This window comes from Promicromonospora panici (assembly GCF_900608595.1).
In the GTDB taxonomy this organism is placed as follows: domain Bacteria; phylum Actinomycetota; class Actinomycetes; order Actinomycetales; family Cellulomonadaceae; genus Promicromonospora; species Promicromonospora panici.
On record NZ_UWYY01000032.1, the window covers coordinates 1 to 24741 of the forward strand.

Below are 24741 nucleotides of genomic sequence, written 5' to 3' on the forward strand. Positions count from 1 at the left end.
CCGCGCCGACCTCGAGTGGCCACTGACCACCGACCGCCTCACGCTCCGCCCGGTCGCCCCGGACGACGCCGAGTCGTTCCTCGGCTGGCGCTCGCGCACCGACGTGGTGCGGTACATGTACCAGCCGCCGTGGGACCGGGCGACGGCGGAGGCGAAGCTCCGCACCTGGTCGAGCGCGCCGTTCGAGGACGTCGGCGACGTCCTCGTGCTGGCGGTCGAGCTGGACGGCGACGTCGTCGGTGAGGCCATGCTCAAGTGGGCCGCCGGCCCGCGGCAGGCCGAGATCGGCTACGCCCTGCACCCCGACGTCGCCGGGCGCGGCCTGGCTACCGAGGCCGCCCGCGCGACCCTCCGGCTCGCCTTCGGCACGTACGGCTTCCACCGCGTGTACGCACGCATCGACGAGGAGAACCTCGCCTCGGTCCGGGTGGCGGAGCGGCTCGGCATGCGCCGGGAGGCACGCCTCGTCGAGAGCGACCTGCGCGACGGAGTGTGGTCCACCGAGGTGGTCTACGCGCTCCTCGACCGGGAGCTCGCCTAACACCTCCGATCAGCGCGCGCGGACCGAGATGGGGGTAGCGCTCGCCACCCTTGGCCAGGTACCGTCCATCGAAGCGCTTCGACAGTCTTGTCGCAAGCGCACCGCCCTGCCGTACCTCAGAGCACCCCCGCCGCACCGCCGCGGCGCCCGAAGGAGGAACCCATGGACGTGCCACTCTTCCGCGATACCACGCAGCCCGTGCTCGCACGCGCCCGCGACCTGCTCAGTCGCCTGACCCCTCAGGAGCGGGTGGCGATGCTGCACCAGCACCAGCCGCCCGTGGACCGGCTCGGTCTGGCGCCCTTCCACACCGGGGGCGAGGCGCTGCACGGCGTCGCCTGGCTGGGCCTCGCCACGGTGTTCCCGCAGCCGGTCGGCCTGGCCGCGACCTGGGATCCCGAGCTGCTGCGCCGCATCGGCGACGTCGTCTCCACCGAGGTTCGTGCCAAGCGCGCGGTGGACCCCTCGGTGAGCCTGAACGTCTGGGCGCCGGTCGTGAACACGCTCCGCCACCCGGCCTGGGGCCGCAACGAGGAGGGCTACTCCGAGGACCCGCACGTCACCGCGCACCTCGCCACCGCCTACTGCCAAGGCCTGCGCGGGGACCACGAGCGGGTCTGGAAGACCACGCCCACCCTCAAGCACTTCCTCGCCTACAACAACGAGACCGACCGCTCGTCCACGAGCTCGAACCTCACCCCGGTCACGCTGCACGAGGAGGAGCTCGCCGCTTTCCGCGAGCCGATCGAGGCCGGCGTGGCCGCTGGCGTCATGCCAGCGTACAACCAGGTCAACGGCACGCCGGCGCACCTGCAGGCCGAGCTCTTCGCCGAGCTGCGGTCCTGGACCGAGGGGTCGGTAGCCCTCGTATCGGACGCCGCCGCCCCGATGTTCGTGATCACGGTGCAGCGCGCCGAGCCGGACCGCGCGTCCGGCAACGCGGCCCTCGTGCGTGCGGGCGTCGACTCGTTCACCGACGACAACGACGACTCCGCGCCCACCGTCCAGCGCCTCCAGGAGGCCCTAAACCGTGGCCTGCTCACCATGGACGACGTCGACCGCTCCGTGCTGCGCCTCCTCGAGCTGCGCCTGCGCAGCGGCGAGCTCGACGGCGACGCCGACCCGTACGCCGGCATCACTGCGGACCACCTCGACCGGCCCGAGCACCGCGAGCTCGCGCGGGAGGCGGCGGCCCGCTCCGTGGTTGTGCTGCGCAACGAGGCCGGACTGCTGCCGCTGCCGGCCGCCGGATCGGTCGCCGTCGTCGGACCCATGGCGGAGGCGGTGCTCACCGACTGGTACTCCGGCACCCCGCCGTACTCGGTCACCCCGGCGGACGGCCTGCGTGCCGCATTCGGCGCGGACCGGGTGGTGGTTACGGACGGCGCCGACGTCGTCGCCCTGCGCGCGTCGAACGGGCGGTACGTCTCGGTCGCGGCGGACGGCGCGGCGGTCGTCGCGGACGCCCCCGACGCCGGCAAGGCCACCCGCCTGGCCGTCACGGACTGGGGCGGAGGTGTGCTCACGCTGCGCTCGGGTGCGTCGGGACGGCTGCTCACCGGTGGCGCCTGGCCGCTGCGGGCCGACGCCGACCGGGTCGGCGGCTGGGAGGTCCAGGAGAGCTTCCGCAAGCACGTGCACGAGGACGGCTCGTGGTCCCTGCTGCACCTCGGGTCCGGGCGGTGGGTGCGCGTCCAGCGCGACACCGGCCTGGTGGGCGCCGACGGGCACACGCTCGCGGACGCCGAGCGGTTCGTGGCACGCGTTCTGGAGTCGGGCGCAGCTCGGGTGGCCCAGGCCGCGGCCGAGTGCGACGCCGTCGTCGTCGCCGTCGGGAACGACCCGCACCTGAACGGCCGCGAGACGCAGGACCGGCCCGACCTGTGGCTGCCCGAGTCCGCCGTCGAGACCTGGCGTGCGGCCGTGGAGGCCAACCCTCGTGCCGTCCTGACCATCGTGTCGAGCTACCCTTACGTGCTCGGTCCCGGCGTCGCCGACGCCCCGACCGTGGTGTGGTCCAGCCACGGTGGCCAGGAGCTCGGGCACGGCCTGGCCGACGTGCTGACCGGTGCCGTCGAGCCGTCCGGGCGGCTCGCCCAGACGTGGCCGGCACGTCCGGAGCAGGCAGGTGACCTCTTCGACTACGACACCCGGCGCCAGCAGGTGACCTACCGGCACCTGCCGGCGGGCGAGGTCGGCGCCCCCACCTTCGCCTTCGGGCACGGCTTGACGTACTCGGCCGTGTCGTACGAAGGGCTGTCGCTCTCGGTGGCTGAGGTACCGGCTCCCGCGCCGACACGTGACCATCCGCCACTGACGCCGCGCGATCCGGCCGGCCCGGGCGTCGTGACGGCTACGGTGGCGGTACACAACACCGGTGCACGGCCCGCCGAGGAGCTGGTGCAGGTGTACTCGCTCGGGGCCCCAGGGACAGACTCGCCCGTGCGGCTGCTGCTCGGCTACCGCCGGGTGCGGCTCGCGCCGGGCGAGACGGCGTCGGTGGAGGTCCCGTTCGACGTTGCGCGCCTGGCGCTGTGGCACGCGGCGCCGTCGGGCGACGGGGCGGGCCTGCTCGACGGCGACCTGCGGGTACCGGCGGCGACCTATGCCGTGGCCGCCGGGGCGTCGAGCGTGGACCTGCCGGTGCGCGGCCAGCTGACCGTGACCGGCGCGACCGGATGATGGCGGATCACCGATGAGAGCCCGAGGTCAGGCGTCCGCTGCCGAGCATCCGATCGTCTCCGGGTTCTATCCCGACCCGACGATCTGCCGGGTTGACGAGGACTACTACCTGGCCCATTCGAGCTTCGAATACTTCCCGGGCGCGCCGATCTTCCACAGCCGGGACCTGCTTTCCTGGAAGCAGATCGGGAACATCTTGGACCGGCGCGAGCAGCTCGCCCGCGGCGACGGGCGCCCCTCCGGCGGGGTCTACGGGTCGACACTGCGCCACCACGACGGCCGCTTCTACTTCGTGACCACCAACGTCGGCGACCACATGGATCAGATCATCGTCACCGCCGAGGATCCGACCGGGCCTTGGAGCGACCCGGTGTTCGTCCCGCGCGCGGTCGGCATCGACCCCGACCTCGCCTGGGACGAGGACGGTACCTGCTACCTGACCTGGAAGGGCCCGTTCTCCGGAGCTTGGGGCGTGTGGCAGGGCCGCCTGGACGTGACGACCGGCGAGTTCGACGGCGAGCCCTACCGAGTCTGGCAGGGGAGCGGGATGGCTCACCCCGAAGCGCCGCACCTGTACCGCATCGGCGACTACTGGTACCTGACCCTCGCCGAGGGCGGGACCGAACGCGGCCACAGTGTCACCGTCGCCCGCGCGGACCGGCCCGATGGCCCGTACGAGCCGTGCCCGCACAACCCGCTGCTCAGCCACCGCTCGACGGCGGACCCGGTACAGAACACCGGCCACGCCGACCTCGTGCGGACCGGCACCGGCGAATGGGCCGCGGTCTACCTCGCAGTACGCCCGCGCGGGTCGACCCCGTTCTTCCACGTCCTCGGCCGCGAGACCTTCCTCGCCGGCGTCGACTGGGTCGACGGCTGGCCCGTGCTCAATGAGCGACGCTACGAGTTCACTCCCGACACCACGGCCTTCGCGGACGACTTCACCGACCCGGAACTCGACCACCGATGGGTCGCGCCGTTCAGCGAACCCGCGAACATCGCTGCTGTCCGCTCGGGCGGCGGACTCGACCTGCGCGACCCGCGCGACGGCTCACCCGGACTACTGTGCACCCGGGTCAAGGACTTTCGCTGGGAAGCCGAAGCGGTCTTCGAAGGGTCCGGCCGATTCGAGATCCGCGTCGATGACCGGCACCGCTACGGCCTCGTGCTCGAGAACGGAACGGTGCGCGCCGAAGCACAGGTCGGCGATGTCCGGGCCGAGTTCGACTCGGTGGCAGTTCCCTCCGGCGCGGCGGTGGTGCTGCGCATCGCAGCGGTCGAGTTCGAGGCGAGGACCGGCACCGGCCTCGGCCCCGACGATCTCGTCCTCTCCGCGGGCGGCACGGTACTGGCGCGCCTCGACGGCCGCTACCTCTCGACCGAGGTCGCGACTGGATACACGGGCCGGGTCCTGGGTGTCGGTGCAGCGGGCCAATCCTCACGCGTGATCCGCTTCGCCTACACGCCCGAACCACGCCACTGACCGCATTCCCGATACCAGGCTCCAGCCTCGGCATACTCCATCCAGCACTCCAGGGATTACCCGTGAACGATCAACCGCGCGACGACATCGCATCGCCGGCACCAGGCACGCAGGCCACCGGGCTGCTCGTCGGCGCCAACTACCACCCCCACGACTCCGAGCCCGCGACCTGGCGCCGCGACGCGGCCATGATGCGCGAGGCCGGGATCACGGTCGTGCGCCTGGGACACCTCGCCTGGGACACCTTCGAACCGGCCGAGGGCGAGTTCACCTTCGAATGGTTCGACGAGTGCATGGACCTGATGCACGACAACGGCATCGGCGTCGTCCTCGACATCGCCGTGCGCCCCGCACCGCTGTGGCTGCACCGCAAGCACCCCTCGATCGACGTTGTCGACCCGACCGGCAACCGCCTGTACGCCAACCACCGGTACATGGACGACGTCGGCGACCCGCACTTCCGCGCCCACGCCAAGCGCTTCGCCGAGCACCTGGTGCGCCGCTACGCCGCCCACCCCGCGCTGGCCGCGTTCGGCATCGACAACGAGCCCGGTGACGGACCGATCTCCTACTCCGAGACCGTCAGGTCCCGCTTCGTCGCCTGGCTCGGAGCCAGGTACGCCACCACCGACGCCCTAAACGCCGCCTGGGCCGGGCAGCGGTGGTCCCGCCGCATCGGCGACTTCGCCGAAGTCGGCCTGCCGACCCCGGCTCACAAAGGCGCCGCGCCCGAGCGCGTGCTCGACTTCCGGCGGTTCGTCTCCGACGAGGTGAACGGCTACCTGACCGAGATCCTCGACGTGGTCGAGAGGCATGCGCCGGGCGTCTTGACGACCTCGAACATGTGGTACTACAGCCACGGCAGGCACTTCGACTACGCCCCGCTCGCGTACACCGGGCGGCTCGCTCGTGCGGGGAACGGCTTCTACCCGGGCGAGTCGATCATCGACACCGCGGGCCTGCGTGCCAGCCTGTTCGGGGTTGCCCGCATCCAGTACGAGAACACGACTCCGTTCTGGTGCACCGAGTTCACCACGATGACCGCGACACCCGGATCGATCCGCAAGTCCGCGTACGCATCCTTGATGCTCGGCAACCAGCTCGTGTGCGGGTGGACCTGGCAGACCATGCACGCCGGGGAAGAGCAGTTCCTTCAAGGCATGGTCGATTGGGACGGCCGCCCGAACCGCAAGCTCGACGAGTACCGGCAGATCGCCACCGAGTTCGCCAGGATCGGTCCACACTTCCCGTACCAGCCTGAGGCCGAGATCGCGATCGCGCTTGACTTCCCCAGCCAGATCGCCAGCGCGGCCATGCCCGAACGCCACGACGACCAGGCGCTGACCGCGTTCTCGGCCGTCCTCGACCGTAACCTCGACACCCGCGTGGTCGACCTCGCCCGCAGCGAACTCGACTACAAGCTGCTGCTCGTCCCCGGCGTGCTGGTTCTCGACGAGACCGCCGCCGCGAAGGTCCGCGACTTCGTCGAACGCGGCGGCACCGTGATCATGAGCTCGTACTCCGCCACGCTCGACGCGAACGGGCAGGTGTTCGCGACCACCCGGCCGGGCCGCCTCGCCGATGTGTTCGGCATCCGCGTCGGCTCCTACGAGGAGACCGACAAGCTCAACGAGCTCGCCCACGGCCGCACCGGAATCCAACGGCTCGACCTCGAGTTCGCCGGGCGCGACATCACCGTGTCCACGCCGCGGTTCGACGTCGTCGAGCCGGATGGAGCCGACGTCCTCGCCCGCGCCGGCGGCATCGGCTGCGACCACCCGCTCATCACCGTCAACCGGTACGGTGCCGGCCGCGCGGTCTACGTGGCACTCCCCGCTCGCGGCGAAGTCCTCGGCGCGGTGCTCGACGCCGAGATCGACCGGCTCGGCCTCCAAAGAGGCCCGGCCGTCCCCGCCGGCGTGATGGCGCGCCGGATCGACGATGACCATGTCCTGTACGTCAACCTCGACGCCGAACCGAAACCAATCGAGCTGCCCGGCAAGGCCACGAGTCTGCTCAACGACATCAGCTACGACGGCGGCTTCACCCTCGAGGCGTTCGACGCCGAGTTCATCGAAACTGCTCCCCGAACCGTCTGAACGCGGCCGACGGGCGGCTGGTTCGGGGCGTGCGCTCAACCGCTCAGGACATCAACGTGGTTTTGTTCGTTGACAACGTCGCGGCGAGGTCCTTCTGGTGGGCCGCGCCGCGATTCGCCTCGATCAGCTCTGACGATCCCTCGGGGCAAGCAGTCGGTCTCGGCGTCGCCGACCTGGCGAGACGGCGTCGGTGGCGGTGCCGTTCGACGTCGCGCGTCTGGCACTGTGGCACCTCGCGCCGTCGGACGGCGTACCAGGCCTGCTCGACGGCGACCTACGCGTGCCGGCCGCGACAGACGTCGTGGCCGCCGGGATGTCGAGCGTGGACCTGCCGGTGTGCGGCGAGCTGACCGTGACCGGCCCGACCGGGTGAGAACGACAGCATGAGGACCAAGGCATGAGGACCAAGGCATGAGGACCAAGGCATGAGGATCGACCCCTCCAGCCGGAGCGTGCAGGGGCTGACGACGTTCCTGCAGTTCGTCGTGCTCAACCTGCTGTACATCGTCGCCTGCCTGCCGGTGGTGACAGCCGGGGCCGCGACCGCCGCGCTCTACGAGGTGACGCTGCGGTACGCCGATGAGGAACGGGGTTACCTGATCACGGGGTTCTTCGTCGCCCTGCGGCGCAATCTGTGGCGGGGCACGGCCGTCGGGCTGCTGCTCGGCGTGCCGGCCGCGATGGCGGGCTTCGCCGCGGCCTTCTGGCTGGCGACGGGCGGCGCCGTCGGGACCGCCGTCGGCACGGTGGCGGTGCTGCTCGTCGCCTACCTGGCCGCCGCGCTGCTGTGCGGCCTGGCGCTGGTCGCGCGGTACGCCGACCCCATGGGTCGGATAGTGCGTAACGCCCTGCTGCTGCCGCTCGGCGAGCCGCTGCGCATGCTCGTCCTGCTGCTGCGGCCGGTCGCGACGGTGAGCCTGCTCTACGTGTACCCGCCGGCCGTGGTGCTCGTGGTGACGATCGGGTTCTCGGTGGGGGCCTACGTGGACGCGCTCGTGCTGCACAGCGTCTTCCGGCGGCGCGGTGGAGATCCCACAGCGCTCGACCCGGTCAGCCCGCACTCCGGCGAGTGAGTGAGCTCTCGACGAAGGTGCCCCCGATCTTGGACTGATACGACCTTTGGCAGGCCGTGTTGTCCTAGGTCAGGGGCACCTTTCGTGGTCACGAACCAGCCCGCGGACACCTCACCGAGAAAGCCCGAGGTCAGGTGAGCGTCCACTGCTGGTCTTGGGTGCCGCTGCAAGCCCAGAGGATGATCTGGGGCCGTTGGCGCTGGCGGCGCCCTTGGCGTCCAGGCAGAGCCGGTCAGGCCGAAGAAGCGCAGGGTCTCGGCGGCTGAGTGCGGCAGCCCGTGGTCGACGCCCTTCATGCTGATCGCCTCGACCAGGGCCCTGAGTAGCCGGGGTTGGCGCCTGGGACTGCGTCGCCCCACTGCTGCGGAGTGCGGTTGCTCATGCCGGTCGCGCAGTCGGAGTTCCACTCGGAGCCGTTGTTCGTGGTCGCAAAGCCATGAGAGCGGGCTCCGGGGTGCCTGGACGCGTCCAGGCACCCCGGATCGGCTTCTTGGCTAGCGGCCTCAGTCGGCGATGTCGCCGTAGACGATGCCGCGGGCTGAGAGGTACACGCGGCCGTAGACCTGCGGGTCGCCTGTGATCGCGGAACCGGCGAAGGCCCACTGGTGGTTGTCGTCGTTGATGCGGACCCAGCTCATGCCGGCGTCGGTCGAGCGGAAGATTCCGTCCTGGCCGCCGACCGTGGCCGAGATGAAGATCGTCGGGTAGCCGTTCTGTTTGGCAGACTTGCCGAAGCCGACACCGATGGCCAGGTCGACGGAGCCGATGCGGGTCCAGCTCACGCCGCCGTTCTTGGAGAACCACAGGCCGGTTGCGACCCCCGTCTTGTCGCTGCGTCCGGCGAGCCAGACGTGGCCCGTGTTGCCGGGGGCGACCCTGAAGTCGTCAACGCCTTCGGTGGGCAGGCCGGTCGCTCCGGTGTCGGCAAAGGTCCTGCCGCCGTCAGCGCTGCGGAAGAACTTGCCGCCCGTGAAGGCGTAGACGACGGACGCGTTGACGCGGTCGGAGCGCACCCTCGCGCCGGCCGAGAGGCCCTGGACCGGGCTCCAGGTCGCACCCCGGTCGGTGCTGCGGACCGGGGTCCTGTCGGTGTTGCTGGGCGACCACAGGATCGCGGCGGCGTCGGCGGTGATCGCGACGGTGCCGGAGCCGCCGCCGGGGACGCCGTCGAGCTTCGCCGCCTTCTTCCAGGTCTTCCCCCGGTCGGTCGAGACGATGACGTGACTGTCCGTGTCTGAGACCTCCCCGCTGCCGACGATGACGTCCGGGTTCTTCGCGGCGAAGTCGAGGCTGTTGCCGCCCCAGCCTGCCATGAGCATCGGCTGGGCCTGGTCGAGGTCGGTGTGGACGAAGCCGCTGACGTCGCCCATGGCCGAGACGAGCGTGCCGCCGAGGGCGGCGATGTCGCGGACCCACGTCTCCTCGACACCTTCGGCCCGCACGTGGACCGTGAACTGCTCGATCGGCAGCCCGATCCGCTCGCCGGCCGCGTTCTCGCCGATCAGCTCGCCCTGGGTGTCCCACTGCGTCAGGTTCTCGGTGCCCCAGATCATGGCGCCGGTGCCCCACATGATGCGGTCGGAGTTGTGCGGGTCGATCGCCAGGGCCTCGATCATCCACCCGTGCTTGACCGCGTACGAGGCCCCGTTGTCGGTGGCGTTCCAGTTCAGCCAGGGCGCGTTGGTGCTGTCCATGACGAAGCGGTCGTGCCGGTCCTCGCCCTGGGCGAAGTCCCAGCTGATCGACCAGGTCGCACCGGAGTCGGTGGAGCGGAACAGGATCTCGTCGGGCCCCCAGTTGTTGCACGTGGACGCCATCAGCGTGCCGGGGTTCTGGCGGTCCACGGTGATGCCGCCGAAGCCGGGGATCGGGCGACCGGGGTTGTACGGCGGGGTGACGTCGGTCCACTCACCGGTCTGGGTCGCCAGGCGGCTGATCTTGCCGCCCCGGCCGGACGCGGGCCCGCCGTTGTAGGGGCCGGGGTCGTGGCTGGTGATGACGTACAGGTACCCATTGACGTTGTCGACGGCGCACCGCTTGGGGATGGTGCGGTTCCCGTCGGCCTCGCCGAGCGCCGCGGCCGCACCGGGGACGGGCTGCCAGGTCGCACCGCCGTCGGAGGAGACGTACAGCGGGTCGGCCGGGTCGGCGACCCCGACGTAGATCTTGCCGCCGATCTGGTCGAAGTCGATCCAGAGCACGCCCTGATTGTCGGCGAGGTACTCGTTGTTCGGGTCGACGACGAAGTTGCCAGGGTTGGGGAACGACTCGACCTTGCCCCAGGTGCGGCCGTAGTCGCGCGAGCGCCACAGCCCGTTCCCGCTCGGCGCGCCGAGGTAGATCTCGGCGTTGTCGGCCGGGTTGACGACGAGGCGTTCGCCCATGCCGCGGCCGGGCATGTTGCCGCCCTGCTTGAACGGCAGCTCCGCGACGCCCCAGGTCTCGCCCTTGTCATCGGAGTAGAGGATCGCGCCGGGGTTGGGGTCCCAGCTCATCGTGTAGGCGCCGACGGCGGCGTAGACGCGGTTGGTCTCGACCGGGTCGGTGGCCATGGATACCACGTAGTAGTAGCCCCAGTTGTCGCGCCCGACCCAGTCGAGCAGCTGCTTCCAGGTCCCGGTGGACTCCTCCCACCGGTAGCAGCCGCCGACATCGGTGCGAGCGTAGATGAGGTTCGGCTCGGTCTCGTTGAAGATGATGCCGGGCACGAAGCCGCCGCCGTTGACGACGGCGTTCTTCCAGGTGTAGGCGTCCGCACCGTACGGGTGGGCCTTGGCCTGTGCCGGCGTGGACGGGAGGCCGATCGCGACCGCGGCCGCGCCGATCGACGCGAGGAAGGTGCGTCGTTCCATGATGCTCTCCTTGGGTCTGGTGACAAGGGACTGGTCTGGAGCAGGCGGCGGCGTACGGTACGCCGCGGCACGCGAGCGGAGAGACGCTCGAAGGGCGCCCCGGTCGGAGGGATGGGCCAATGCCAATGCCGATGCCCTTGCGACGGTGAAAGGTTGAGGAGCGGCTTCGATCGGGAGTGGTGAGGTGTCTCTTGGGAAGCAAAGTGCGACGCTTTGAAAAGCCGTCTTATCCCAGGTCGGGGCAACTCTCGCAGTCACGAACCAGCCCGCGCACACCTCACCGTCGAGAGCCCGAGGCTAGCGTCAGCCGGCGGTGCCGGTGATCGTGTTGCCGTTGCGGACGACGGCGTAGGTGACCGTGTCACCGCTCCAGAAGTGGAACGCGAGCGTCACGGGTCGCTGGTCGATCGGTCTTCTCATCGAGGGTGCCCTTCGTCGCGCACTATGATCGAAGCGCTTGCAAACTATGTTGAAGCGCTTCGATAATCCAAGCGGCGATAGGGGTCCGTGTCAAGGGTTAGACCGAGGCTAGATGGCCATTTGGCGAGGCGAAGCGTTTCGATTAGCGATAAGTTGTGGGATTGAATCGGTCAAATGAATGACGTGGCTGAGTGGAACACGAGATATGCACGTCTCGGCATTGACAGAGGCACGCGTAAGGCCCAGGCGATCGATCGCCTAAGCCTTACGCGGGCCGTTACCGCACCGGATCAGGCTCTGCTCAGATCGGCTGAGCCTGCTTCCGGTTCAGGCTCAGCCGAACTCCTTGGCGACCGCGGCGCGGGCCTCGTTCTGGGCCTTGGCGTTGGCGATGTCGACCTCGAGCACCTTCTCGTAGCCCAGGCCGTTCGCCGTCTCCTGCATCTCGGCGAGCAGCGAGTCGAACTCCGCCTCGTCCTTGGCGAAGGCCATCTTCCAGGAGTGCTCAACGATCGTGGCCTTGACCTGGTTGCGCAGGGTCTCGGTCTCGGAGTCGTCCGCCGGAGTGGTGAAGCTCGCGCCCGGCGCGACCAGCAGCATGTCGTTGGACTGCAGGTACTCCATGGTCGTCGTGGCGCCGCCCACGTGCTCGGACCAGTCCTCGGTGAGCGGGTTGCCCGATGTCTTCAGGTAGCTCGGCCAGAACTTGTAGTTGTACGGGTAGCCCGTTCGCGGGTCCTCGTCGTTCGGCAGGACGGCGCTGGCGTTCAGGGACGAGCCGCCGTCCGCGTACGCGCCGCCGCCCCACTCGGCCGGCACCTTCGCACTGCCGCCCTCCAGGATGGCCTCCCGGCCGAAGTCGGTGAGCACCGGCCCGTCCGGCCCGTCCTCCCAGGTCAGCCCGAGAGGACCGGCACCCGTGTTATCGCCGGAGTTGACCTCGATGCCTTCGGGCGAGTAGAGCCAGTCGATGAACGCCGCGATGCGAGCCGGGTCCTCGGCCTTCGAGCCGATCCCGTAGACCAGTGTGCCGCCGTAGACGTCGGCGCCGCGGGAGAGGACCGTCTGGTCCTGCATCGGGGCGATCTCGAAGCCCTTGCCCTTGGCCATGTTCGATTCGGTGTTGTACGCCTTCTGGCCCAGCCACGGCCACCAGGACAGCAGTACCTGTCCGGTCTGGTACTTGGCGAACATCGTGTCGTAGTTCTGCGTGGTCGACTCAGGGTCGACGAGGCCCATCTGGTTCGCCTCGTAGTAGAACTTCAGCGCGCGCACGTACTCGGATTCGGGGTCGAGGATGCCGTGGTAGTCGGACCCGTCGCCCTTGGCCTCGGCGAAGCCGACGTGCTCGTACCCGTAGAGGGCGGGCGGCTGCCCCGCCATGGTCATCAGGTTGCCGTCCCAGTCCTTGAACAGCGAGAGGGCGTAGGTCGGCTTGCCGTTGTCGGCCTTGGGGTGCGCGTCCTGCATCTCCTTGAGTACCGGCAGCAGGTCCTCGAGGGTACCGATCTCCGGGTAGCCGGCCTCGGCGTAGTAGTCCCAACGCAGGTACGGGCCGAACGTCGGGTCGACGCCCTCGGACGGCTCGGTCGGCTTGAGCGTGGAGACCAGGGTCGGGAAGGCATAGACGCCGTCCTTGCCCTCGTTGAGGTACTGGACCGCCGTGTCGTATGCCGACACGTTCTTCATGGACTCGTAGTACGGCGATGCGTCGAGCAGCAGCCCGCCTTCGACAAGCTCGTCGGCCTGCTGACCCTTGCCGATGATGACGAGGTCGCCGAGCTCGCCGGCCGCGACACGGGTGTTGTAGAGCGTGTCGCCGCCACCCGCGACGTTCGGGGCGAGGATGTTCAGCTCCATGTTGAACTTGTCCTTGACGAGCTTGCCGAACCAGCCGTCCTGGATGCCCTGGAAGTTGGCTACGCCGTCGAAGACGTCGATCGTGAGGGGCTCGGCCTTCGACCAGTCCTGGTCGATCGACGCCGCCTCGACGTCGTCCGGCGTCCCCGACCCCGTGCAGGCGGCGAGGGACAGCGCCCCCAGCAGTGGAACGACCAGCATCGCAATTGCCTTGCGTGATCTCATGACACTCCTTCGTGTTGCACGGAACTGTTCGCACGGATTTGTGCGGTACGGAAACCTGTTGTCGGGGAGCGCGTTCTGCGCTCAGCCGAGCTCGTCGGCGACGGCGACGCGGGCGTCGTTCTGCGCCTTGGCGTTGGTCATGTCGACCTCGAGGACCTGCTCGTAGCCCAGGCCGTTCACGGTCTCCTGCATCTGCGCGAGCAGGGCGTCGAACTCGGCGTCGTCCTTGGCGAAGGCCATCTTCCAGGAGTGCTCGACGATGCTGGCCTTGACCTGGTTGCGGGTCGCCTCGATCTCGGCGGGGTCAGTCGGGGCGGCGAAGCCGGACCCCGGCGCCACGATGAGCTGGTCGTTCTCCTCCAGGTACTCCATGGTGGTCGTCGCGCCGTCCATGTGCTCGGACCAGTCCTCGGTCAGCGGGTTGGCTGTGGTCTCCAGGTAGCTGGGCCAGGACTTGTAGTTGTACGGGTGGCCCGTGTTCGGGTCCACCTCGGCGGGCAGCACCGCCGACACGTTGAGCGCCGAGCCGCCGTCCTTGTACTTGCCGCCGCCCCAGTCGGCCGGCACGTCCGCGTCGCCCTCCAGGATGGCCTTCCGGCCGAAGTCCGTGAGCACCGGCCCGTCAGGCCCGTCCTCCCAGGTCAGGTCCTCAGGACCGGCGGCCCCCATGGTGTCGGAGGAGGTGACGCTGACGCCTTCCGGCGTATAGAGCCAGTCGATGAACGCCGCGATGCGAGCCGGGTCCTCGGCCTTCGAGCCGATGCCGTAGACCAGCCCGCCGCCGTAGGCCTCGGCGCCGTACGTGAAGATCTTCTGATCCTCCATCGGCACGATCTGGAAGCCCTTGCCCTCGGCCATGTTCTGCTCGGTGTTGTACGCCGACTGGCCCAGCCACGGCCACCAGGACAGCAGGACCTGGCCGCTCTGGTACTTGGCGAACATCGTGTCGTAGTTCTGCGTGGTCGACTCGGGGTCGACCAGGCCCATCTGGTTCGCCTCGTTGTAGAACTTCAGCGTGCGCACGTACTCCGAGTCGGAGTCGATGATGCTCTGGTAGTCCGAGCCGTCAGCCTTCGCGAGCACGAAGCCGATCTCGTCGTACCCGTAGAGGGTGGTCGGCTGCTTCGCCATCACCATCATGTTGCCGTCCCAGTCCTTGAACAGGGAGATGGCGTACGTCGGCTTGCCGTTGTCGGCCTTCGGGTGCGCGTCCTGCATCTCCTTGAGCACCGGCAGCAGGTCCTCAAGGGTGCCGATCTCCGGGTAGCCGGCCTCGGCGTAGTAGTCCCACCGCAGGAACGGGCCGAACGTCGGGTCGATGTTCTGGCCAGGCTCGGTCGGCTTGAGCGTGGAGGCCGACGTCGGGAACCCGTAGATGCCGTCCTTGCCCTCGTTCAGCTTCTGGACCGCCGTGTCGTACTCGGACGCGTTCTTCATGGACTCGTAGTACGGGGAAGCGTCGAGCAGGAGACCGCCCTCGACCAGCTCGTCGGCCTGCTTGCCCTTGCCGACGATGACGAGGTCGCCGAGCTCGCCGGCCGCGACACGCGTGTTGTAGAGCGTGTCGCCACCGCCGGCCACGTTCGGAGCGATGATGTTCAGCTCCATGTTGAACTTGTCCTTGACGATCTTGCCGAACCAGCCGCTCTGGATGCCCTGGTAGTTCGCCGGCACGTCGAAGACGTCGATCGTGAGGGGCTCGGCCTTCGACCAGTCCTGATCGATCGACACCACCTCGACGTCGTCCGGCGTCCCCGATCCCGTGCACGCGGCGAGGGACAGTATTCCCAGCAGTGGAGCCACCACTACCGCTATTGCCTTGTGTGATCTCATGACACTCCCTTGTGCGATCACTTCTTGTGCAATCACTGTTGTCGCGGAACGCGATCAGCCCTTGACCGCGCCGAGCATGATCCCCTTGACGAAGTACCGCTGGAACAGCGGGTAGACGAAGATGATCGGCAGCACCACGATCACGGCGACCGTCATGCGGATCGACGTCGGTGTCTGCGACGTGGCGGCTGAGGCGATCGAGCCGAGGTCGCCCTGCGCGTTCTGTGCCGCCTGCGCCAGGCTGTTGGCCTGGTTGAGATAGGTGTAGAGCGTGTACTGCAGCGGGTAGAGCTTCTGGTCCGTGACGTACAGCAGCGTGTCCTGGAACGAGTTCCACTGGGCCACCGCGGAGAAGATCGCCACCGTCGCGAGGATCGGCGTCATGTTCGGGAGGATGATCCGGAAGAAGATCGTCACGATCCCGGCGCCGTCGATCTCGGCGGCCTCCTGCAGCGACTGCGGCAGCGACTCCACGTACGTCTTGACCAGGATGATGTTGAAGGGCTGCACGATCGCCGGGAGGATGTAGACCCAGAAGTTGTTGGTCAGTCCCAGCGTGTGGATCGTGATGTACACCGGGATGAGGCCGGCGTTGAAGTACATCGTGAAGATGATGAACCGGTACCAGAGGGAGCGGTTCTTCAGGCGTTCCTGCGTGAACATGAAGCCAAGGAACGCTGACGCGAGGACCGTGGTCCCGGTGCCGATCACGGTGCGCGCGATCGAGACCAGCATCGAGCCCGTCAGTCCCGGCAGTCCGAGGATCTGCTCGTAGTTCGACAGGTGGAGTCCGACCGGCCACAGGCGCACGTCGCCGAGCGCGCTGATGTCGTTGGCGCTGACCGAGTTGATGATCAGGTAGTAGAACGGGTAGCCGCACACCAGCGCGAAGAGCAGGAATCCGGCGTAGTTGATGAGGGCGAACGGGATGTCGCCGCGGGCGTGGCGCAGGCGGGGCCCGGTGTCCGTAGCGGTCACGACGTCGGTCCTTTCCTAGATGATCGACGACCCGCGGGCGCGCTTGGCGATCGCGTTGGCGGCGAGCAGAAGTGCGAGCGAGACGAGACTCTTGAGCATGCTGAGGACCGTCGCCAGCGACAGGCTGTTCCCCGTCAGGCCGACGTTGTAGACGTACAGGTCGAGCACCTGGATGTGCTCCCTGTTGAACGCGTTTTGGAAGACGTAGTACTGCTCCATGCCGTTGTTCAGGATGTTGGCGATGGAGAGGACCAGCAGCACCACGTAGGTCGGCATGAGCATCGGGAACGTGATGTAGCGCATGAGCTGGAACCGGTTGGCGCCGTCGATCCGTGCCGACTCGTACAGCGACTGGTCGATTCCCGCGATGGCCGCGAGGTACATGATCGCGCCCCAGCCCAGGCCCTTCCACAGGCTCCAGGCGAGCATGGTCAGCCAGACGTGCTGGTCGGTGTCCAGGAACTTCATCGGGACCGTGATCAGGCCCCAGTCGTGCAGCGTGGTGTTGACCAGGCCCGACGTCGAGAACAGCGAGAACGCGATCATGTACACGAGCACCCACGAGATGAAGTTCGGGAGCGTCGTGAGCGTCTGCACGGCGTTCCGGAACCACTTGGCACGGACCTCGTTGAGCAGCATCGCGAAGAAGACCGGCAGCAGCGACGTCGCGATGCCGAGGAAGCTCATGGCGAGGGTGTTCGCCATGACCTGACCGATCTGCTTGAGCTGCGTCTCGGACGAGACCAGGATCTCGAACCACATCCACCCGACGAACTCGCTCCCGCCCAGCCCGAGGGCCGGCTTGTAGTCGTAGAACGCCGTCACCCAGCCGAGCAGTGGCAGGTAGGAGAATACGAAGACGAGCAAGAGGAACGGCAGGACGATGAAGAACATCGAGCGCGAGGTCCTGCCGTGGGACGGTGGCTGACGGCGTCGGCCGCGACCACTGTCGGTGCGGGATTCGGTCGGTCCGGTGCCGGGCGGCGCGCCCGTGCCGAGCACCTCCTGCGGCGCTCCCTGGGTAAGGCTCACCTGTCACTCCCTTGTGATCGGCAACACGTCGATGTGTCGGCGCACGACGCCCGGAGGAGCCAGCATGTCGAAGCGCTTCGACATTGATACCAGACGTCCACCTTGCCGTGCAATGACCAATAGTTCACGATTTGGCAACGGGTGTTCCGTGGCCGCTCCCTGGCGTGCTGGTGCGGCCGCGGCTGACGATGCATCAGTTGTCGAGCGCAGGCGCTGGGAAGCCACGGCTTCTCGGATCGAGTCGGGCCAAAAAGCTTGACGGGCATTGCCTCACCTCCGGGCCTTGCTCTAGTGTTCTTCTGTCGATGGAGATCGAAGCGCTTCGACGTCGTACGCGCTAGGTCCTCCGTTATGCCCGGCACGCGGATGTGCCGCGCTGTCCACGAAGGAGTGAAGGCCATGACAGCATCGCAGCTGACCGGCGGGATCAACCGGCGGTCGTTCCTCAGCTTCCTGGCGGTCGGTGCCGCCGTCGCCGGCGTACCGTCCCTGCTCACCGCGTGTACCGCCGGGAGCGGCGGTCCCGCGGCGGCGCCAGGAGCCGTGACGGCCGCCAACCTGCCCGCCTACGTCCCGGTGGAGTACGCGAAGCCCGACTTCCCCAGCGTCAACGGCTCCACCCCGGGCTACGTCACCATGCCCGAAAGGCTGGTCGCCGCGTTCGACACCCCGCCAGGCTCGGGCGGCACCTACACGGCGATGACGCCGCTGTGGACCACCATTCCGTCCACGGAGGGCAACGCGTACTTCGACGCCGTGAACGAGGCGATCGGGACCACCGTCAAGTTCCAGATCTCGGACGGGAACACATACGGCGACAAGCTCGCCGCCGTGCTCGCGTCGGCCAAGGACCTGCCCGACTGGGTGTGCGTGCCCAGCTGGAACGTCCCGCCGCGGTTCCCGCAGGCCGTCGAGGCTTTGTTCCAGGACCTCACGCCGTTCCTGGCCGGCGACAAGGTGAAGAAGTACAAGAACCTCGCCAACATCCCGACCGACGCGTGGCGGATCTGCACGTTCGACGACAAGCTCTACGGCCTGCCGTTCCCCGGCGAGGTCGTGGGCAACGCCATCTTCTACCGGGCGGACATCTTCGCCGAGCTGGGCATCGAGGCGGCGCCCACCACCGCCGACGATCTGCTCGACCTGGCCAAGGAGGTCACCGACCCGAGCAAGAAGCGCTGGGGCGCGAACGACCTGTGGCTTGCGGCGAACATGATGTTCGGGGTGACGCCGGCGGACCGCTGGAAGCAGGGCGACGCCGGCAAGCTGATCCACCGCATCGAGACCGAGGAGTACCGGGCCGCGCTGGAGTGGCAGACCAAGCTGTACGCGTCGGGCGCCGTGCACCCCGATGCCGTGGCCGACCGCCCGGAGGCGGGCAAGCCGAACTTCGAGGCCGGCAACTCCCTGATCGCCGCCGACGGCCTGGGCGCCTGGCCCGAGGCGCTGGACCGGATGAAGGGCGTGAACCCGGACTTCGACATGCGGCCGTTCCCCGTCTTCGCGGCCGGCGGCGGGGACCCGGTGCTGTGGAAGGGAAGCCCGGCCAACATCTTCTCGTTCCTCAAGAAGAACGACGACACGGCCAAGATCGAGGAGTTGCTCGCGGTGGCGGACTTCCTGGCCTCGCCGTTCGGCACCGCGGAGTTCAACCTGATCAACTTCGGCGTGGAGGGCACGCACTACGAGCTCGACGAGAACGGCCTGCCGGCGCCGACCGACCGGGCCGCCTCGGAGGTGGCTGGGACCTACGTCTTCCTGGTGGACCCGCCGGTGGTGAACGCGAAGGTGCAGTACCCCGACTACGTCGAGGCGTTCTGCACCTGGCAGGCCGACGCCGCGCAGTACCTGGCCGAGGACCTGTTCTACGGCATGCAGATCTCCGAGCCGGCCCAGTTCGCCGCACTCAAGGCGCCGTTCGAGGCTCTCGAGAAGGACATCGCACGCGGACGCAAGACCATGGCCGACCTCGACGAGGCGGTCGCCACGTGGAAGAGCTCCGGTGGTGACGAGCTGCGCGCGTTCTACCAGGAAATCCTGGACAACAAGTGAGCGCCGCGACCTCCCCGGTGAGCACCTCGTCGCGCGCGGCGGCCGGCCCGCCGTCGTCCGCGAGCAGCCCGCCGCGCCACAAGGTGCCGTGGACCACGCGGCTGAAGCGGGATCGCTCGCTGCTGATCATGGTGGCCCCCGCGGTGCTGCTCCTCGCGGTGTTCGCCTACGTGCCGATGCTCGGCAACGTGGTGGCCTGGCAGGACTACTCGCCGTACGTCGGGATCCTCCAGAGCCCGTTCGTGGGCTGGGCCAACTTCGAACGCATCTTCACCAATCCGCTGTTCCTCGACGCCGTGCTGAACACGCTGATCATCACCGCGTTCCAGCTCGTGTTCTTCTTCCCGGTGCCGATCGTGCTGGCGCTGCTCCTGAACAGCGTGCTGACGCCAGGTCTGCGCACCACCATCCAGTCGATCGTGTACCTGCCGCACTTCTTCTCCTGGGTGATCGTCGTGACGATCTTCCAGCAGATCTTCGGCGGGGCCGGGCTGGTGGCGAGCCGGCTGCGGGAGGCCGGGTACTCGGGCTTCGACCTGATGACCAATCCGGACACGTTCCTGCTGCTCATCACGGCGCAGTCGGTCTGGAAGGACGCCGGATGGGGGATCATCATCTTCCTCGCGGCGCTGGCCACCGTGGACCCGCAGCTCTACGAGGCCTCCGTGGTGGACGGCGCGGGCCGGTGGCGCCGCATGTGGCACGTCACCCTCCCGGCGCTGCGGCCGGTGATCATCCTGCTCCTGATCCTGCGGTTGGGCGACGCGCTCACAGTCGGGTTCGAGCAGCTCATCCTCCAGCGCGGCGCCGTCGGGACCGAGGTCGCGGAGGTGCTCGACACGTTCGTGTATTACCAGGGCGTCGTGAACGGTGACTGGGCTTTCGCGGCGGCCGCCGGGCTCGTCAAGGGCCTGGTCTCGCTCGCCCTGGTGCTCGGGGCCAACAAGCTCGCCCACCTGGTGGGCGAGGCGGGGGTGTATCAGAAGGCATGACAGCTCAAACCGAGAAGCACACGCCGACGCCGCCGACACCGCGGCCGTCCACGCGCTCCGCGCGGTACCGCGCCCTGCTGCGCGGCAAGAACCGCCCGGTCTGGGAGGAGGACCCCAGCCCGCTGGGGCTGCTCGTCAAGGGGGTGGCGCTGCTGCTCATCGTGGGCACCGTGCTGTACCCCCTGTACACGGTGGTGCTCACCAGTCTCTCCACGCAGGCCGACATCACCCGCTCCGGCGGCCTGGTCACGGTTCCCGGCAGCCTGTCGCTGTCGGCCTACACCCAGATCCTGTCGGGCGGGATCGTCACGCGGGCCACCATCGTGAGCATCGGGATCACCGTGGTCGGCACGGTGCTCTCCACGACGGTGTCCGTGCTGGCGGCGTACGGGCTGAGCCGGCCGGGCTCGTTCGCCCACCGACCCATTCTGTTCGTCTTTCTCATCACCATGTTCTTCGGTGCGGGGCTGATCCCGACCTACCTGCTGGTGAGCAACCTGGGGCTGATCAACAGCTACTGGTCGCTCATCCTGCCGGGGGCCGTGAGCGCGTTCAACGTGCTGATCCTGCGGGCGTTCTTCATGGGCATCGACCGGTCAATCATGGACGCGGCCCGGATCGACGGCGCGGGGGACTGGCGCATCCTGGGGCAGATCGTGCTGCCCATGTCGAAGGCCGTGGTGGCGGTGGTCGCGCTGTTCTACGGCGTCGGCTACTGGAACGCGTTCTTCAACGCGATGCTCTACATCAACGACAACGCGAAGTGGCCGCTGCAGCTCGTGCTGCGGTCGTACGTGCTGCAGGGCGTCACGCTCCCGGGCAGCGGGGTGGGCCAGGTCGACCTCGACGACGGCGCCGTGACCGGCCTGCCCGTGAAGATGGCGGTGATGGTGCTGGCGATCATCCCCATCCTCGTGGTGTACCCCATGGTGCAGCGGCACTTCACGAAGGGCGTGATCTTCGGGGCCATCAAGGGATGAGTTGCGGGGTGAGCAGGGCGTGACAGGCGCCGTGAGCCCGCCGTCGTCAGTCGACGACGGCGGCGGGCCCGTGCGCCGAGCTCTCCCGCTCGGTGAGTACGGGGGCGAGCAGCCTGGTCTCGGACGGGTGCTCGCCCTCGAGGCGGGTCATGACCATGTCGACGGCGACCTTGCCGATGTCCTCGGCGGGCAGGTCGATGCTGGTCATCGGGATGCGCTGGGACAGGGCCACGTCCGTGGGGCACACCGCCACCACGGACATGTCGGTGCCGACCACTCTGCCGCGCTCGGCCAGGCGGGACAGCACGTGGGGGAGCGCCCCCTCGTTGTGCACGATGATCCCGGTGATGTCCGGTGCGGTCGCCAGCAGCGTGTCCACGGCGGTCGCGGCGCCCGACGGCGAGGAGTCGCACGCCTCCACCTTGACCGTCACGCCGGAAGTCTTGGCCTGGTTCCGCAGTCCCCGCATCAGCCGTTCGGCGTAGGACGTGTGCCGCTGCAGCACCTCAGGCGGCGAGCCGATCAGCGCGACGTCGGTGTGGCCCGAGGTCGCGAGGTGGCGGACGGCGACCCGGCCGGCAGCCTCGAAGTCGAGGTCGACGCAGCTCAGCCCCTCCGGGTCCTGCGGCAGGCCGATGAGCACCGTCGGCTGCTTGGCGGCGGCCACCAGCGGCACGCGGGGATCGTCCGCCTCGATGTCCATCATGACCAGGGCGTCCACCATGGAGCCGCCGGTCACGCGGTCGAGGCCGCTCACGTCGTCCTGGGTCAGGAGCAGGACGTCGTGGTCGAAGTCCCGCGCGCGAGTGACCACGCCCGTGACGAACTGCATGATGACCGGCACGTTCACGCCCACGCGCAGCGGCGCCATCAGCGCGATGACATTGGTGCGGGACGAGGCCAGGGCTCGCGCCCCGGCGTGCGGTCGGTAGCCGAGCTTCTCGATGGCGCGCTCCACGCGTGCCCGGGTCGGCGCGGAGATGGGCCGCTTGCCCGACAGCACGTAGGACACGGTCGAGGTCGAGACCCCCGCTGCTTTGGCGACGTCGTCGATCGTAGCCACAGTGCTCCTCTCGGTCTGGTACCGCAGTGTGCCCTGTGCGGTGGCAGGTCGTGCGCCTATGCGCCGCACACCAGTGTGCCGCATGCTAGGGAAGCGCTTCGATGGAAGTCTAGCCCTATTGCCCAGACAGGCCACTGGACATGTACGGGAAACCGGGGTTAGCGTTGTTGAAACGCTTCGACGATTCCGACTTCGAGAGCCAAGACGCAGACGTCTGGGGCGGGCCGAGAGGGTAAGGGTGCCAAGCCGACGTCGAGCACTGAGCCACAAGCCGGGCTCTGGGAACCAAGGAGATATGCAATGAAGCACCAGCGGACCATGACAGCCGTGGCGGCAGCGATGGCCGGTGCCCTGGCCCTGGCGGGCTGCACCGGCCAGAGCGGCGGGGGCGGCGACACCGACGACAGCACGCTGACGATCTGGCACTACGAGAACGAGGACTCCGCGATGGGCCAGGCGTGGGCCGAGGCCATCAAGATCTTCGAGGAGGAGAACCCGGACGTCACGGTCGACGTCGAGAAGCAGACGTTCGAGCAGATCCAGAAGAACGCCAAGATCGTGCTTACGGGCGACGACGTGCCCGACGTCATGGAGTTCAACAAGGGCAACGCGACGGCGGGCCAGCTCGCGGCGCAGGGCCTGCTGACCCCGCTGACCGACGCCGCCACCGAGCGCGGCTGGGACGAGAAGCTCACCGGCTCGCTCGCGACCACCGCGACGTACGACGAGCAGGGGCTCATGGGCTCCGGCGAGTGGTACGGGGTGCCCAACTACGGCGAGTTCGTCGGGGTCTACTACAACAAGGACATGTTCGCCGAGCACGGGCTGGAGGTGCCGACGAGCCTCGACGAGTTCGAGGACGTGCTGGCCGCCTTCAAGAAGGAGGGCATCACGCCGCTGGCCGAGGCCGGCGCCGAGTACCCGCTGGGCCAGCTCTGGTACGAGCTCGTGCTCGCGTACGGTGACCGCGCCCTGGTGGACGACTACCAGCTCTTCGCCAACGACGTCGACTTCCACAACGAGGCGATGACCAAGGCCACACGGACGCTCGACGAGTGGATCGAGAAGGGCTACATCGCCTCGGACTCGGCGGCGCTCACCGCCGAGGACATGGGCGTCTCGTTCATCGACGGTACCTACCCGCTCATGGTCAGCGGGTCCTGGTGGTTCGGCCGGCTCGCGGCCGAGGTCGAGGCCGACTGGGGCCAGTTCAACTTCCCGGGCAACACGCTGCACACCGGCTCGTCGGGCAACCTCTGGGTGGTCCCGGCCAACGCCGACTCCCCGAGCCTCGCCGAGGAGTTCATCGACATCACGCTGCGCCCCGAGGTGCAGAACGTGCTGGCCCAGGAGGGCGGCCTGCCCGTGGCCGGCGACGCCTCGGTCATCGAGGACGAGCGCACGCGGGAGCTCACCGAGAACTTCCAGGCGATCCTCGACGAGGACGGTCTGGCGTACTACCCGGACTGGCCGGTGGCCGGCTACTACGACGTGCTCGTCAGCGAGCTGCAGTCCCTGGTCAACCGGTCCAAGACGCCGGACGAGGTGCTGGACGGGCTGCAGAGCTCTTACGACGAGGGCAAGGCCGACCTGCTCGATGGCTGACGGCACGCTGACCGAAGAGCGCTCGCGGGCGGCCGGCCGCCCGCGAGCCTCGCGCGGAACGCGCCGCCGTCGGGCAGCGTGGGTGCCGTACCTGCCCTACCTGCTGCCGGGCGCGGCCGCGTTCATCGTGGTGATCGGGTACCCGCTCGTGACGAACGTGTACTTCAGCCTGTTCAAGTGGCGCGGCGGCATGGCGCCGCTGCGCTGGAACGGGCTGGGCAACTACGTGGACCTGCTGGGCGACGAGAAGTTCTGGACGTCGTTCGGCAACTCGCTGGCGATGATCGTCGCGATGGTCCTGGTGCCGACGCTGCTGGGGCTGGTGCTCGCGGCGGTGCTGTTCGACTACCTCGGACGGCGGTTCGGCGAGCGCGTCTCCTCGGTGCTGCGCGCCACCTACTACCTGCCGCAGATCCTGCCCGTCGCCGTGGCGGGCGTGCTGTGGAACTGGATCCTGAACTCCCAGACCGGGGCGCTCAACGTGATCCTGCGCGGCATCGGCGTCGAGTCGCCGCCGAACTGGCTCGGCGACCCCACCACGGCGCTGCCGTCGGTGATGCTCGTGCTGATCTGGGTCCAGATGGGCTATCCCGTGGTCATCTTCATGGCCGCGCTGCAGCGGGTGGACCCGGAGCTCTACGAGGCGGCCGAGCTCGATGGCGCAGGGTGGTGGGACCGGTTCCGGGCCATCACGGTGCCCCAGATCCGGCCGGAGACCTTCGTGGTCACGCTCACCTGCACGGTGGCGGCGCTCAAGGTGTTCGGGCCCATCTACGTGCTCACGAGGGGCGGCCCCGAGAGCTCGACCCTCGTGCCGAGCTACTACTCGTACCTGAGCTTCTTCGACAAGTCGCAGGTCGGCTACGGGGCGGCGATCGCCACGGTGCTCACGCTCGTGATCGTCGTCGTGGCGCTGATCATCCTCGGCCTGCAGAACCGGGCCGAACGACGTGAGAGGGAGGGGATCTGAC

The 24741-nt window shown here is 68.5% G+C and carries 18 protein-coding genes; 11 read left to right on the forward strand and 7 right to left on the reverse strand.

Annotated features, from left to right (window positions below):
* From EW117_RS27100 to EW117_RS27125, 6 genes are all read left to right on the forward strand, one after another.
* Nucleotides 1-541 (forward strand): GNAT family N-acetyltransferase (locus tag EW117_RS27100; protein WP_242504599.1); only part of this gene is annotated, 541 nt, incomplete at its 5' end.
* A 162-nt stretch (nucleotides 542-703) separates the two neighbouring features.
* Entirely contained in the window at nucleotides 704-3223 is a 2520-nt protein-coding gene (locus EW117_RS27105) for a beta-glucosidase family protein (protein ID WP_129789845.1), read from the forward strand.
* A 13-nt stretch (nucleotides 3224-3236) separates the two neighbouring features.
* Nucleotides 3237-4706, forward strand: coding sequence for a glycoside hydrolase family 43 protein (locus EW117_RS27110; protein WP_129789846.1), 1470 nt, complete (start codon nucleotides 3237-3239; stop codon nucleotides 4704-4706).
* A 62-nt stretch (nucleotides 4707-4768) separates the two neighbouring features.
* The gene (locus EW117_RS27115) at nucleotides 4769-6805 is read left to right on the forward strand and encodes a beta-galactosidase (RefSeq protein ID WP_207212093.1); all 2037 of its coding nucleotides are present in this window, start codon (nucleotides 4769-4771) and stop codon (nucleotides 6803-6805) included.
* 190 nt (nucleotides 6806-6995) lie between these two features.
* Nucleotides 6996-7178: a hypothetical protein gene (locus EW117_RS27120; protein ID WP_129789847.1), complete on the forward strand. Its 183-nt coding sequence runs from the start codon at nucleotides 6996-6998 to the stop codon at nucleotides 7176-7178.
* 52 nt (nucleotides 7179-7230) lie between these two features.
* The gene (locus EW117_RS27125; protein WP_129789848.1) at nucleotides 7231-7878 is read left to right on the forward strand and encodes a DUF624 domain-containing protein; all 648 of its coding nucleotides are present in this window, start codon (nucleotides 7231-7233) and stop codon (nucleotides 7876-7878) included.
* 503 nt (nucleotides 7879-8381) lie between these two features.
* Here the strand turns inward: EW117_RS27125 and EW117_RS27130 are convergent.
* From EW117_RS27130 to EW117_RS27150, 6 genes are all read right to left on the reverse strand, one after another.
* On the reverse strand, nucleotides 8382-10730 hold the full coding sequence (locus EW117_RS27130) for a xyloglucanase (RefSeq protein ID WP_129789849.1): 2349 nt from the start codon (nucleotides 10728-10730) through the stop codon (nucleotides 8382-8384).
* A 303-nt stretch (nucleotides 10731-11033) separates the two neighbouring features.
* Complete coding sequence (locus EW117_RS30575) at nucleotides 11034-11150, reverse strand: hypothetical protein (protein WP_165362888.1); 117 nt, start codon at nucleotides 11148-11150, stop codon at nucleotides 11034-11036.
* Between the two features lie 333 nt (nucleotides 11151-11483).
* Nucleotides 11484-13235 (reverse strand): type 2 periplasmic-binding domain-containing protein, encoded by a 1752-nt coding sequence (locus tag EW117_RS27135; protein WP_129789850.1) that lies wholly within the window; start codon nucleotides 13233-13235, stop codon nucleotides 11484-11486.
* Nucleotides 13236-13316: 81 nt separating this feature from the next.
* A complete protein-coding gene (locus EW117_RS27140; RefSeq protein ID WP_129789851.1) occupies nucleotides 13317-15068 on the reverse strand; it encodes a type 2 periplasmic-binding domain-containing protein in 1752 nt (583 codons plus the stop codon).
* A 54-nt stretch (nucleotides 15069-15122) separates the two neighbouring features.
* Nucleotides 15123-16046 (reverse strand): carbohydrate ABC transporter permease, encoded by a 924-nt coding sequence (locus EW117_RS27145; protein WP_129789852.1) that lies wholly within the window; start codon nucleotides 16044-16046, stop codon nucleotides 15123-15125.
* A gap of 15 nt (nucleotides 16047-16061) precedes the next feature.
* Nucleotides 16062-17078 carry an ABC transporter permease subunit gene (locus EW117_RS27150; protein WP_242504600.1) on the reverse strand — a complete coding sequence of 339 codons (1017 nt, stop codon included), beginning with the start codon at nucleotides 17076-17078 and terminating at the stop codon, nucleotides 16062-16064.
* A gap of 399 nt (nucleotides 17079-17477) precedes the next feature.
* Here EW117_RS27150 and EW117_RS27155 point away from each other — a divergent pair, with 399 nt between their 5' ends.
* The 3 genes from EW117_RS27155 (at nucleotide 17478) to EW117_RS27165 (ending at nucleotide 21102) form a co-directional block, all read left to right on the forward strand.
* On the forward strand, nucleotides 17478-19130 hold the full coding sequence (locus tag EW117_RS27155) for a type 2 periplasmic-binding domain-containing protein (RefSeq protein WP_129789853.1): 1653 nt from the start codon (nucleotides 17478-17480) through the stop codon (nucleotides 19128-19130).
* An 83-nt stretch (nucleotides 19131-19213) separates the two neighbouring features.
* On the forward strand, nucleotides 19214-20122 hold the full coding sequence (locus EW117_RS27160) for an ABC transporter permease (RefSeq protein WP_422891559.1): 909 nt from the start codon (nucleotides 19214-19216) through the stop codon (nucleotides 20120-20122).
* A complete protein-coding gene (locus tag EW117_RS27165) occupies nucleotides 20119-21102 on the forward strand; it encodes a carbohydrate ABC transporter permease (RefSeq protein WP_242504602.1) in 984 nt (327 codons plus the stop codon). The genes EW117_RS27160 and EW117_RS27165 overlap by 4 nt, the downstream gene beginning before the upstream one ends.
* 46 nt (nucleotides 21103-21148) lie before the next feature.
* Here the strand turns inward: EW117_RS27165 and EW117_RS27170 are convergent, their stop codons facing one another.
* Nucleotides 21149-22165 carry a LacI family DNA-binding transcriptional regulator gene (locus EW117_RS27170; RefSeq protein ID WP_129789855.1) on the reverse strand — a complete coding sequence of 339 codons (1017 nt, stop codon included), beginning with the start codon at nucleotides 22163-22165 and terminating at the stop codon, nucleotides 21149-21151.
* Between the two features lie 300 nt (nucleotides 22166-22465).
* Between EW117_RS27170 and EW117_RS27175 the strand changes: the two genes are divergently transcribed.
* The gene (locus EW117_RS27175) at nucleotides 22466-23770 is read left to right on the forward strand and encodes an ABC transporter substrate-binding protein (protein WP_129789856.1); all 1305 of its coding nucleotides are present in this window, start codon (nucleotides 22466-22468) and stop codon (nucleotides 23768-23770) included.
* Complete coding sequence (locus EW117_RS27180; RefSeq protein ID WP_242504603.1) at nucleotides 23763-24740, forward strand: carbohydrate ABC transporter permease; 978 nt, start codon at nucleotides 23763-23765, stop codon at nucleotides 24738-24740. The genes EW117_RS27175 and EW117_RS27180 overlap by 8 nt, the downstream gene beginning before the upstream one ends.
* Nucleotide 24741: the final 1 nt, after the last annotated feature.